Genomic DNA, 13,114 nt, shown 5'->3' with positions numbered 1-13,114 from the left:
ATCAGGTTATGCTGAACAATTTGTCCAAAAATTCGGATTAAATTTGCAATCTACCCCAGCGGTATATGGCTGTGGCGGCTAATCGGCATGGTCGCTGGTATGGGCAGTGCCGCGCAAACCGCTATAAATGGTCATTTAGGTGTCGTTCTAGGTTCATCAGTTAAGGCGGCATTCATTTCATTTTTGGTCGGTACCGTTACCTTGGTGATTGCAAATCTTTTGCTACAACCAAAATTGCAGATTGTTCAAGGCGAACATGGTAATCCATGGTGGATGTGGCTCGGCGGCGTATTTGGTGGCTTATTCGTTGCCGGTAATGCGTATTTAGTACCAAGTCTGGGGACCGGACTTGCAGTGGTTGTTATACTTGTTGGTCAAATGAGTGGTGGACTGGTGGTTGATCAATTTGGACTACTAGAATCTGCTAAAAATCCGATCACGCTACTCAAAATTGTTGGTATTATCGTTATGTTGATTGGTGTTGGCATAATCAGATTGTTATAAAGATGGTTTTCCTTGAACAAGGTCGCTAGCATATCAGTACGAGCTTGCATTTATACAAATTAGGTTGCAATTTACCATGCTTGAATAAATCAAAAAATGGCACCCGATGAAATTTTAACCTCATCAGGTGCCATTTTTTAGTTAAGTTGCATCATAACGACGGTTTTCAAACGAAAGCCGCGTGAGCATCAATCTGCCGAAAAGTAGCTAATCACATCTAAACTCGTATAGCTGACTGGAAAAGCGTGCTGTTGCCGGACCTGTTCTTGCCGTTTCGTAATACCATTATTCGCTAACGATTCCGGACTTTCGGCTAACGAAAAGTTGAAGATCCGGAACGTGTCATGAACGCCCCAAGGTACTGCAATGACTTGGGGATTGCCGAGAAATTCAGGGAAATCGTGGTAGAGCGCGGCTAAAAAATTCATGGCGAGCGGTTCGAGCAAGCGATGGAGTTTTTCATACTGCGTCCGGGCAATCAAGTTACCGACTTGTAAATAGCGCTCTAATTCAACATCAGTTGGATTTTCGCTCAAGGGCATGCCCTCAGGTTCAAACCACGCCTCCTGTTCTGGAAATTCGGCCAGAATTGCTAACAAATGTTGCTTGGTTGGCGTGATTGGTTCGGTCGGTTCCAGCGCATCTAACTGGGTGGCAATCACGTCACTTTCGAGATGTTCATCGTAAGCGTCGTTGATTGTAAAGCTAAATAGCGGACCAGATTGACGAAATTGACCGGTCAGCGGGAATTCGAACATAATTTGCCGATCGTTATCAATGAAATGAATGTTTCCCGCAAAAAGACACTTATCCGCGTCGATTTTTTCAATTTTCAAATCTAAGTCGAGGTCGGGGGTGACCGCGAATAATTCGTCGAGTTCAATTCCCAGGGCCCGCGTAATCTTATTGAGGTGGTTAAAGGTAATACTTTTGGCGCGACCATTAATTAGCTTGGTTAAGGTTTTAGGGTTGATGCCCGTCATGTCTGAAAATTCCTCATGGCTAATGGTGCGGTCCTGTAATAAGGTTTCGAGTTGTGATTGAATCATGCGAAAACACTCCTTTGAGTAGTTAGTTGCGAAGGTTGCCCCTTACACTTACTAATTACGCAAAACGATACAGGATACATGTGTAATACTATAAAAAATTAAAAATGGTGAATTTCTTTTTTACGTGCTAAGGCTAATTGCGGCTGGGCGTGTTGTTCATGATGCCAGTAAGCAATGATTAATAAAATCACGATGAGAACTTGCATGGATGATAACACGAAATCGGTCAGGCCATACGCCAAAATAATCGGGAGCGTCATGGCGAAGTAACGTAAATTTGGATGCCGTTGCGGACTTTGCCAGATTTGTTTCATTGACCAGCCGCCACCAACAATCAACATCAGGAAACCGACGCCACCCAAAATGCCGAATGAGGCGAGGAGCATCAAGAAAATATCGTGGGCATGGGGTACCGAAGTGCCGGTTAATTTTAAATACTGCTCGGCAAAACCGTAGTAAGTGACGCCAAATAGCGGCGCATTTTTGAATAAGGCCCAACTATTTTTCCAAATTTCGGTGCGGCCTTGCCACGAAGCGAGCCATGAGTGACTGCGGGGTAAATAAATCAGCAGGAGCATGCCCGCAGCACCTAGCAGACTGGTGACCACTAAACCATGGCGCCAATTCAACATATAGCTGGCCCAAAGAATCATCAAAACCATGATGGCCAGTCCCGTGCGTGATTTGGTTTGGTAGATGCCTAACATTAATAACGCGGCCCAGCCCCATTGTGTCCATTGCATGCTAGTGGTCGCAATTTTGGTGGTGGCGTGCGTGGTTAACTGAACTAACAGCAAGCCTAACGCAATCAACATCAGGCAACACGCGTCATTGGGGTTGTAGGCGGAACCAAAGAGGCGATTCTTATTGGCCGCATATCCCCAAAGGAGGTCGCCTAGCAAGAATTTCAGCCAATTGGGAAAATTCAGCCAGTGGTTGAGCCAATGAAATAAGTTACCACTGACCATAATGTATAAGCCAAATTGAATAATGAATTGCCGCACGTCCGCTAACGTAATGACGTGAGCGGACTGGCGACACAGCAGCCATAAATTCATCAAGACGAATAACATGAGCATCGATAGTAAGACACTTTTCCAATCATGATGATTTAAGTTCAGGCCAGTGACGACCATTAATAGTAAGATAAACGCTAACATCATATCGTGGGCGATCGTTTTGGGGCGCTTGAACAGTTTTAGCCATTGCCAACGGCTGAGATAGATCAGCCAACCGATGCCGACGGGTGGCAAAACTGCCAGTAGTTTTAGCCCATTTAAAAATTTTGTCGTGGATAGTTGCCGATTGTCCATAGTCATCAAACTTTCTCTCTATAAGTTAGATATCTTGAAACGTCATAAGTTATCAAGGCTTTCTATTATCGGGGTCAAATTTGAATTCTTTGTGGTGTTTTTAAAAAATTTAGTCATTTTCACCAAAATTTAGTAAGCTTAAGAAAACTGTTAAACTTTCAGTGGAAAAACCGCAACCATCATCGAAACAATGGTAAAATGTGAGTAGTTAAATACCGACCATCAAAGGAGTTTTGTGTGTGGATGCTCAACAGTTATCCCAACGGTTAGCGACCGTTGGTGAATTTGTACCAAAAGGTGCGCGGGTCGCGGATATTGGTTCGGACCACGCCTATTTACCGGCTAACTTAGCGTTAAATCACCGCATCAGTTATGGGGTTGCCGGTGAAGTGGTCGCGGGACCTTTTCATAACGCGCAACACGAAATCAATAAACTTGGCTTAAGTGACATTTTAACGGCGCGTTTAGCGGATGGTTTGTCGGCCATCGAACCCGCCGACCGCATCGATACGGTCACGATTGCGGGGATGGGCGGTCCGTTGATTCGCCATATCTTGACAGCCAATCCAGAACGCTTGGCGGGTGTTAACCGGCTTGTGCTAGAACCCAATGTCGGCGAAGCCACGGTCCGTGACTGGTTGCAACAACATCAGTTTAAGATTACGGCGGAACGGATTTTGAGTGAAGATGGGCATACCTATGAAATTATCGTGGCCGATAAAGTGGCGACCCCCGTCACATACACCGCCGCGGAGTTGTTATTTGGGCCATTTTTATTGCCGGAAAAGTCACCGGTGTTTATCGCTAAGTGGCAACGTGAATTACAGCGCACGCAAATGGCGGTCAGTCACATGCAACAAGCCAAAGTCGCGCCAACTGCCAATTTGGCGGCGGCCAATGCTAAAATTGAATTAATTGAAGGAGTCTTAGCGGATGCAGGCAAATGAGTTAATTAGTCGTTTTGAACAATTAGCACCTTTGAAGTTGAAGTGGAAAAATGATCCGACCGGGTTACAAATTGGTGACCCTAATCAAACGATTCATAAAGTGTTAGTGACTTTAGATGTGCGGCCAGAAGTCGTCGATGAAGCTATTGCGATGGGGGCGGAGATGATTTTTGCCCACCATCCGGTCATGTTTCGTCCGGCGAATAACTTAGATTATCAAGATCCACAAAAAGCGATGTATGCGAAAATTGCGGCTCATCATATTTTGGTTTATGCGGCGCATACGAACTTGGATAGCGCGGACGGCGGCATGAACGACTGGCTCGCTCAAGCGCTCGGACTGCAAAATGTCAGCGGTTTAGTGCCGGGCTATCACGCCGAAGCGGTCAAAATGACCGTGATGACACCCACGGCTTGCGTCGAACAAGTCCAAGATTATTTAACCAAAGCTTGTGGTGCGACCGTCAACCACTATGCGTTCAATTCTGGTGAACAATTCAGCGTCAACTTATTAAAAGATGACTTAGTGGCGGCGGTTGCCGGGGTCAATGCCATTGTGCCAGCTGGTCAGTGGCATTACGAAGTGTCACCACTGCTCACGGGTGGTCATCAATATACAATGGGCCGTGTGGGTGATTTGGCGCAACCGATGACCGTCCAAGCATTCGCGGAACATTGCAAGCAAGTCTTTGGGATCAGCGGCTTGCGGCTCGTTAGTCAGCATCCCGAACAACAGGTCAGTCGGGTCGCGGTTTTAGGTGGCGATGGCGGTAAGTTCTATCACGATGCCTTAGCCGCCGGCGCGCAAGTCTACGTCACTGGCGATGTTTATTATCATACCGGCCATGATATGTTAGCGGCCGGCTTAAACGTTGTCGACCCCGGACATCATGTCGAAAGTATCTGCAAGGCCCAATTAACCACGTTATTTAACCAATGGCGAATTGAAAACGATTGGCCGTTGGAAATTAAAGCTTCACAGTTAAACACTGATCCATTTACGTTCATTTAGAAAGGAAGATGTTTTATGGCAACTTATCCACATTTAATTAGCGATTTTTTATCATTTGTAAAAGTTAACAGTCGGTCCGACGAAAGTTCGACGACGATTCCATCTTCACCACGCGAAACCGCGTTCTTGGAAACTTTAATGAAGAAACTCACCGACTTAGGGCTGAGTGACGTGCACCAAGATCCCCAAAGTGCCTACGTATTTGCGACTGTGCCGGCCAATACTGACAAAAAAGTTAAAACATTAGGCTTCATTTCTCATATTGATACGGCCGATTTCAATTCCGAAAATATTGACCCACAAATCGTTGAAAATTATGACGGCAAGTCCGTGATTAAATTAGGCGATAGCGGTTACGAACTAGATCCAAAAGTGTTCCCACATTTGAAGAACTATGCGGGCCACGATTTAATTACGACCGATGGGACGACCTTATTAGGCGCCGATGACAAATCGGGGGTCGCTGAATTATTCAGTGTCGCCGAATATTTGTTAGCCCATCCTGAAGTTAAGCACGGCGATGTCCGCTTTGGCTTTGGTCCCGATGAAGAAATCGGGACGGGAGCGGACCACTTTAACGTGGCGGACTTCAACTGTGATTATGCTTACACCGTTGATGGCGGTCCTTTGGGCGAATTGGAATATGAAACGTTCAACGCCGCTCAAGCCGAAGTTAACATCAGTGGGGTCAACGTCCATCCTGGGGAAGCTTATGGCGTCATGGTCAACGCGTTACAATTAGCGGTTGATTTCCAAAATGCCTTACCCGCAGCGGAAGTGCCGGAAAAGACCCAAGGACGTGAAGGCTTCTTCTTCATGTTAGCGTTAGATGGGACGGTTGATAGTGCCAAGATGACTTATATTATCCGGGACCACGACCGTGATAAGTTCGAAGCGCGCAAGGCCTTATTTAAGGAAGCTGCCGCTAAGATTAACGCCCAATATGACGTTGAACATATCAAGATTGATATGAAAGACCAATATTACAACATGCGCGAAGTTATCGAAAAAGACATGACGGTCGTCGACTTGGCTAAACAAGCGATGCAAGAACTCGACATCGAACCAATCATCTATCCCGTTCGTGGTGGGACCGATGGCTCGAAGATTTCGTTCATGGGCTTACCAACACCAAACTTATTTGCTGGTGGCGAAAACATGCATGGGCGCTTCGAATACGTTTCCGAACAAGTGATGGCACGCGCCGTCGACGTGGTCTTACAGATCATCAAGAATAACGCAAAATAGAGCTTAATAATTGACCATTACTGACCTTTCGTTATACAATACAAAGGTCAATAAAGGTCAAACCTGAATTGGCAGCTAATTTAGCTGCCTTTTTGCTACCTGAGAATTGAGGAGGTCTGTGATATGAATCCAGAACAATTAACCGAAAGTTTACAACAAGCGTTGGCACAAGCGCAACAAATCGCGCAAACACGGCACCATCAAGAAATCGGTGTGCCGCATTTATTTAAATTTTTAACCCAACCCGGTGAACTAGTCCGGCAAATCTTTAGTGAAGCCGGCGTCGATTTGGATAAACTGCAAGTCGAACTCGATAAAGAATTAGACGATATTAGTACCGTTAGTGGCGGTAACGTTCAATATGGTCAAAGTTTTAGCAGCAGTTTAGCCCAACTGATGCAAACTGCCGAAGCCAAGCGCAAATCACTCGGTGACGACTTCTTAGCCACGGATACGGTGGCCTTAGCGTTGATGGACCAAACGGGTGACCAACTAACGAAGTATTTGAATCAAGCTGGCACCACGACGCAACAAGTTAAGAATGCGGTTGAACGCATTCGTAGTGGGCAACGGGTAACATCGCGTAACCAAGAAGACCAATATCAGGCGCTCGAAAAATACGGCGTTGATTTGGTCAAAGCCGCCCGTCAAGGTAATCAAGACCCCGTGATTGGTCGGGATGAAGAAATTTTAGACGTGATTCGGATTCTTTCCCGCAAAACGAAAAATAACCCGGTATTAATCGGGGAACCAGGGGTCGGTAAAACGGCGATCGTCGAAGGCTTAGCCCAACGGATCGTCCGCGGCGACGTCCCGGAAAACTTAAAAGATAAGACGTTATTTTCATTAGATATGGGGTCCTTAATTGCGGGGGCGAAGTATCGTGGTGAATTCGAAGAACGTCTCAAGGCAGTTTTAAAAGAAATCAAAAAGAGCGATGGCCAGATCATCATGTTTATTGATGAAATCCATAATATTGTCGGTGCCGGTAAGACGGAAGGCAGTATGGATGCGGGTAACTTGCTCAAACCGATGTTAGCCCGGGGCGAACTCCATTTGATTGGGGCGACGACGTTAGATGAATATCGTCAATATTTGGAAAAAGATAAAGCGCTGGAACGGCGGTTCCAAAAAGTTTTAGTGGCCGAACCATCCGTTGACGATACCATTAGTATTTTGCGGGGCTTGAAGGAACGCTTTGAAATTCATCATGGCGTCCGCATTCATGACAACGCGTTAGTAGCGGCCGCAAAGTTATCCGATCGTTACATTACGGACCATTTCTTACCTGACAAGGCGTTGGACTTAGTCGATGAAGCGTCTGCGGAAATTCGCGTTGAAATGAACTCCAATCCGACTGAATTAGACCAAGTTAACCGACAATTAATGCGGTTGGAAGTTGAAGAAGCGGCGTTAAAGAAAGAAACTGATGACGCATCAGTGAAACGCTTAGCTGATTTACAAAAAGAATTAGCCAGTGCCAAGGAAAAGCAACGCGCCTTAGCGGAACGCTGGAGTGCTGAAAAGAAGAGCCTACAAGCGTTGAGTGACAAGAAGGCGGCTTTGGATAAAGCGAAGCATGATCTGGAAAATGCCGAAAGTAAGTACGACTTAGAAAAAGCCGCCAAATTACAACACGGCACGATTCCAAAGTTAGAAGACGAATTAAAGGCGATGGAAGCCAACGACCATCATGACGATTGGCTAGTGGAAGAATCAGTTACCGCCGACCAAGTTGCCAATGTGGTTTCCCGGATGACTGGGATTCCGGTCAACAAATTGGTTGCCGGTGAACGTGAAAAGTTACTCCATTTAGCGGACAATTTGCATGAACGGGTCGTTGGTCAAGACCAGGCCGTTAATGCCGTCGCCGATGCCGTCTTACGGTCACGGGCCGGGTTACAAGACCCGAACCGCCCACTCGGTTCCTTCATGTTCCTCGGGCCAACCGGGGTCGGGAAGACCGAATTGGCGAAAGCGTTAGCGGAAAACTTATTCGATGCCGATGATCACATGGTCCGCATTGATATGAGTGAATATATGGAAAAAGAATCGGTGTCACGGTTAGTCGGGGCTGCCCCCGGTTATGTCGGCTACGAAGAAGGTGGCCAATTGACTGAAGCCGTCCGGCGCAATCCATATTCCATCGTGTTATTTGATGAAATTGAAAAAGCGCATCCCGATGTCTTTAACATTTTGTTACAGGTTTTAGATGATGGGCGTTTAACGGATGGTCAAGGTCGGACGGTCGACTTCAAGAACACGATTTTAATTATGACTTCGAACTTAGGGTCAGAATTATTATTAGCCGGCATGAACGACCAAGGCGAATTGTCAGCGGATACGCACAAACAAGTGATGACGTTAGTCCAAAGTCGCTTCAAACCAGAATTCTTGAACCGGATTGATGACATCATCATGTTCACGCCATTACAATTGAGCGCGATTGAACAAATCGTGGGCAAGTTGATTGACCGGTTATCCGGTCGCTTACAAGACCGCGAAATCACCTTGAAGATTTCCGACGAAGCGAAGCAATGGATTGCCAAACAAGGCTACGAGCCAGCTTATGGCGCGCGCCCATTACGGCGATTCATCACGAATCACGTCGAAACACCATTGGCTAAAGAAATCATTGCCGGTCGTGTAGCGCCACATTCGACGGTTGAGATTAATTTACTAGATGATCAATTAGTCTTCGAAAACCAAGCGCAACCGGAAGCAACGCCGGCTGAATAAGCTAGCGGTTCGATTGTTGATGGCTAGCCGGCTTCCGTGATAATATCACTCGATTATACGGCTCGTCTAAAGCACAACAAGTCCCGGTCACAAATGGTGGCCGGGACTTGTTGTGCTTAAAATTGAAATTATTCAGTTTAGCTGGAGGTCAGCGCTGCATCTTTGGAGGCCCTTCTCTAAATTAGTTGTTATTATAGTAAGTTACTGTATTCCTCAATAACGAACAAAAAATGTCTAACACAAATGGGCACGACCACCAAACTGAATTAGATCGGCACTATTATTATCGAAAAACAATCTAGCTGCCAGCTGACTGTAATGGAAGTCGCCATGCGGGTGGTGTTAGCGGGATTGGGTTGTATCCCGTTTACACCACGGACGTCTTTTGAGACTTGGGCTTCAGGCTCAAAAGCGAGGGCCAAGACCGCTTCTCAGGCTTGGGCCGGTCCTCATGGCGACTGGAATTACGGTCAGCTGGCAGCGACAAAATAGCACAAAAAAAGCTCATCCGTAGCAAACGCGTGCTGCGGATGAGCTTTTTCAGTAAATTAATTACTTGTTTTCGGAACCTTTAAAGGGCATCGAATGGTTAGTAATGTAAGTAATGCCGTTAACCATAACTAAGGCAAAAACTGCGGCGATAATCCCAATTTGTCCAAAGTTGTAGTTAAGGGTTTCAAGTTGACCACCGATGTAACCGATGATTTCCCCGAAGATTACACTCCAAACCACGACCATAATTTGTTTCGTCATTGTGCCGACACCTCCCAATGCAAGTATTTTAGCACAACCAATTAGAAAAGCAATTGGTTTATCACTGCCAACCTGAACAACTGTTTGGTATAATATACTTAACGATTTTATCGAAAGGAGACTATCATGGCTTACATTCCGTTACAAGTCTTGAGTACGTACAGTTTGTTGCAAAGTACGACTAAAATTAATGACTTAGTTCAGACCGCCAAAAAGCTAGGGTATCCGGCGTTGGCCTTGACCGATGTCGACGTGATGTATGGCATTGTTGATTTCTACAATGCTTGTCGGGCGGCGGATATCAAGCCAATCTTAGGCATTACGCTGAACTTACCCGGGCAGCAGTTAGTTGACCAAACGTTTGATTTAGTCGTTTTAGCCAAGGATTTAGCTGGTTATCAAGCCTTAATGCAGTTGTCGACGCTGAAGCAAACGGCCACGGCTGACGAACCGTTAACCTTTGACGCGGTCTTGCCACATTTGGCGCACTTAATGGTCTTAACGCCGGCGCGTGACAGTGAACTAGTCGCATTAGTAATGCAAGACCAACCCGATGTTGCGCAGACGTATATGCAAGCCTTGCAGACGGCGGTCGATGCCGATAGCTTGTATATCGGGGTGTCACTCGATCAAGCACCTGCATTACGGGCAACGTTGACGGCGTTTGCGGACCGCGTACAATTACCGGTCGTGGCTTTGGACCCGGTCGATTACTTGAATGCGACCGATTACTTTGCAGTGTCCGTATTACGGGCAATTGACAGTGGGCAAACCATCGACCAGCCGGAACAATTACGCGGCATTACGGGTAGTCACTTTTTGCAACCGGTTGATGATTTAGCCGCGGCATACAACGACTTGAATTTAACGGCGGCAGTACAAGCGACCCAAACGATTGCGGCTGCGTGTTCGGTTGAATTAGTGTTCCAAAAGCCGCAACTGCCTAAATTTCCAACGCCCGACCAGCAACCGGCGAATCAATATTTACGCCAGTTGTGTGAGCAAGGCTTAACTGCACGCTTACAGGCCTTGCCAGCTGATACCGACACGCAACCGTATCATGACCGCTTGGACCGTGAATTAACGGTCATTGATCAGATGGGCTTTGATGATTACTTCTTAATTGTGTGGGATGTCATGAATTATGCCCACGATGCCCAAATTACTACTGGTCCTGGTCGGGGTTCGGCCGCGGGCTCATTGGTGGCGTATGTTTTACAAATTACCGATGTTGACCCACTACAATACGGGCTGTTGTTTGAACGCTTCTTGAATGCCAAGCGGGCGAATATGCCCGATATTGATTTGGATATCCCGGACAATCGCCGTGAACAAGTTTTAAATTATGTCCACGATAAGTACGGTCATGACCGGGTCGCCCAAATCATTACTTTTGGGACCTTAGCGACCAAACAGGCGTTGCGCGACGTGGGCCGGGTCTTTGGTTTATCAACGTTTGAAATGAGCGATTGGAGCGTGGCAGTGCCGAGTCAGTTCCATATTACGTTGGACCAGGCTTATCATGACTCCCGCCGGCTACAAAATTTAGTGGCAGATTCGTCGAAAAATCAGTTGCTATTTGAAACGGCGCAACGTTTAGAAGGCTTACCCCGGCATTACTCGACCCATGCGGCCGGAGTTGTCTTGAGTCAAGCCCCGTTGATTTCCATTGTGCCATTACAAGCGGGCAGTGAAACGATGATGATGACGCAATATACCAAGGATACCGTGGAAGCAGTCGGTCTGTTGAAAATGGATTTCTTGGGCTTACGGAACTTGTCGTTAATGGCGAGTGCCTTGCACTACGTAAAGCGTCAAAATGGGCAACCACTAGCGATTACTAAAATTGATTTGAATGATCCGGCCACTCTGAAGTTATTCCAAGCGGGCGACACAACGGGAGTCTTCCAATTTGAATCGGCGGGGGTTCGTAATGTTTTGCGCAAGCTCCATCCGGATAACTTCGAACTCGTCGCCGCGGTCAATGCGTTGTATCGACCGGGGCCAATGGAAAATATCGACCACTTCATTGCCCGCAAAGACGGGCATGAACCGGTCACTTATCCCGCCCAAGAGTTACAACCAATCTTGGGTCCGACGTACGGCATCTTAGTTTATCAAGAACAAGTCATGCAAGTGGCGGCCGTCATGGGTGGCTTTAGTCTTGGTGAAGCCGATTTACTACGGCGGGCGATGAGTAAGAAGAAAAAAGCGGTCATTGATGAAATGCGGCAAAAATTCATTACCGGCGCGGAACAGAACCACTTTTCAGCGGCCGTGGCGACGCAAGTCTACCAATATATCGAACAATTTGCCAATTACGGTTTCAACCGTTCGCATGCGGTGGCGTACAGTAAGATGGCGTTTGAATTAGCTTATTTGAAAGTTCATTATCCCGGCGCCTTTTTTACGTCGCTAATGAACTCGATTTTAGGTAATGGCACGAAGCTGAAACAATATTTAGCGGAAGCCAAGCAACATCACGTTAAAATTTTGCCACCCGATATTAATCAAAGTGGCCAGTATTTTGATTGGGACGGGCACCAAATCATCTTCGGTTTGAGTTCGATTAAAGGCTTGCGCCGCGACTTTATTCAAAGCGTTATCACTGAACGCCAAGCTAACGGGCCATTCAAGACGTTACAACAATTCATGCAACGCTTAGATCCAAAGTGGCTCAAAGCCGATTTGATGAACGCTCTCATTTACGCGGGGGCCTTTGACCATTTTGGCTTGAATCGCGCCGAGCTGTTGACGAGTGTGCCGGAATTAATGTCCAGTGCGGAATTAGCTGGTAACAGTATGAGCTTGTTCCGATCGTTAGCCCCTAAGATCAAAAAGCAGCCTGAATTGCCGTTGGGCGAACGCTTAGCTAAAGAAGCCGAGTATTTAGGGGCCTATGTTTCGGGGCATCCGGTCGAGTCTTACCAGTGGCTGGCTCGCCAACAACAGGTGCAAAATGTTAGCACGCTCAACGTTGAACAACGTACCAAAATATTGGTCTATATTACGAAGATTCGCGTGATTCGTACCAAAAAAGGGCAACAGATGGCATTTGCGACCGGGAGCGACGAATCCGGGGAAATTGATTTAACGATTTTTCCGAATACTTACCAACGGTTGCAAGCCGACTTACAAACTGAAAAAATTGTCTTGATTAGTGGCAAAGTCGAACAACAGCGCGGTTTACAAGTCATTGTGGGCCAGTGGCAGCTAGCGGAGAATTTTCCGGCACCGACGAGCAAGTTGTTCCTCCAATTGACGCCGGATTTAGCGACGGCAGCGGTTCAGCGGCAAATATTGACGATTTTACGGCGCTTTGCGGGGCCGAATCCGGTCATTATTTACTCACAAGCCGATAAAAAGTCAGTTGAACTAAATTCACAGTATTGGGTGACCAATAATGATGAAATTGTTGGAACGCTTACAAGCCTATTAGGTCGCGATAATGTCGTCATGAGAAACGAAAACCCCTGATGCGACGGCGTTTTTTGAGGGATTTAATTTGAAAAAATAACAGACAACTTTTATGAAAAGTGTTAAAATCAC

At 46.6% G+C, this 13,114-nt stretch carries 9 protein-coding genes; 6 read left to right on the top strand and 3 right to left on the bottom strand.

Annotated features, from left to right (window positions below):
- Nucleotides 1-18 precede the first annotated feature (18 nt).
- The gene (locus DY78_RS14435; RefSeq protein ID WP_082621251.1) at nt 19-504 is read left to right on the top strand and encodes a DMT family transporter; all 486 of its coding nucleotides are present in this window, start codon (nt 19-21) and stop codon (nt 502-504) included.
- A gap of 188 nt (nt 505-692) precedes the next feature.
- Here DY78_RS14435 and DY78_RS14430 read toward each other — a convergent pair whose 3' ends face one another.
- Together DY78_RS14430 and DY78_RS14425 are read right to left on the bottom strand one after the other, a co-directional pair.
- Entirely contained in the window at nt 693-1,553 is an 861-nt protein-coding gene (locus DY78_RS14430) for a helix-turn-helix domain-containing protein (protein ID WP_024625141.1), read from the bottom strand.
- Between the two features lie 98 nt (nt 1,554-1,651).
- The gene (locus DY78_RS14425; RefSeq protein WP_235810683.1) at nt 1,652-2,872 is read right to left on the bottom strand and encodes an O-antigen ligase family protein; all 1,221 of its coding nucleotides are present in this window, start codon (nt 2,870-2,872) and stop codon (nt 1,652-1,654) included.
- A 233-nt stretch (nt 2,873-3,105) separates the two neighbouring features.
- On the opposite strand from DY78_RS14425, the gene DY78_RS14420 reads away from it, so the two are divergent.
- The 4 genes from DY78_RS14420 to clpB all read left to right on the top strand — a co-directional run bounded on the left by DY78_RS14420 (nt 3,106) and on the right by clpB (nt 8,812).
- Nucleotides 3,106-3,813, top strand: a complete 708-nt coding sequence (locus tag DY78_RS14420) for a tRNA (adenine(22)-N(1))-methyltransferase (RefSeq protein ID WP_024625143.1) — start codon at nt 3,106-3,108, stop codon at nt 3,811-3,813.
- Nucleotides 3,800-4,825, top strand: a complete 1,026-nt coding sequence (locus tag DY78_RS14415) for a Nif3-like dinuclear metal center hexameric protein (protein WP_024625144.1) — start codon at nt 3,800-3,802, stop codon at nt 4,823-4,825. Before DY78_RS14420 ends, DY78_RS14415 begins: the two co-directional genes overlap by 14 nt.
- A gap of 15 nt (nt 4,826-4,840) precedes the next feature.
- On the top strand, nt 4,841-6,073 hold the full coding sequence (gene pepT / locus DY78_RS14410) for a peptidase T (RefSeq protein ID WP_024625145.1): 1,233 nt from the start codon (nt 4,841-4,843) through the stop codon (nt 6,071-6,073).
- Nucleotides 6,074-6,196: 123 nt separating this feature from the next.
- Entirely contained in the window at nt 6,197-8,812 is a 2,616-nt protein-coding gene (gene clpB, locus DY78_RS14405; protein ID WP_024625146.1) for an ATP-dependent chaperone ClpB, read from the top strand.
- A gap of 552 nt (nt 8,813-9,364) precedes the next feature.
- Here the strand turns inward: clpB and DY78_RS14400 are convergent.
- Complete coding sequence (locus tag DY78_RS14400; RefSeq protein ID WP_024625147.1) at nt 9,365-9,565, bottom strand: YjzD family protein; 201 nt, start codon at nt 9,563-9,565, stop codon at nt 9,365-9,367.
- 123 nt (nt 9,566-9,688) lie between these two features.
- Between DY78_RS14400 and dnaE the strand changes: the two genes are divergently transcribed.
- The gene (dnaE, locus tag DY78_RS14395; RefSeq protein WP_156404136.1) at nt 9,689-13,042 is read left to right on the top strand and encodes a DNA polymerase III subunit alpha; all 3,354 of its coding nucleotides are present in this window, start codon (nt 9,689-9,691) and stop codon (nt 13,040-13,042) included.
- The last annotated feature ends 72 nt before the right edge of the window (nt 13,043-13,114 follow it).

Source organism: Lactiplantibacillus fabifermentans DSM 21115, assembly GCF_000498955.2.
In the GTDB taxonomy this organism is placed as follows: Bacteria; Bacillota; Bacilli; order Lactobacillales; family Lactobacillaceae; genus Lactiplantibacillus; species Lactiplantibacillus fabifermentans.
Note: the sequence above shows the minus strand (reverse complement) of the source record. Positions and strands in the feature narration are given on the sequence as shown.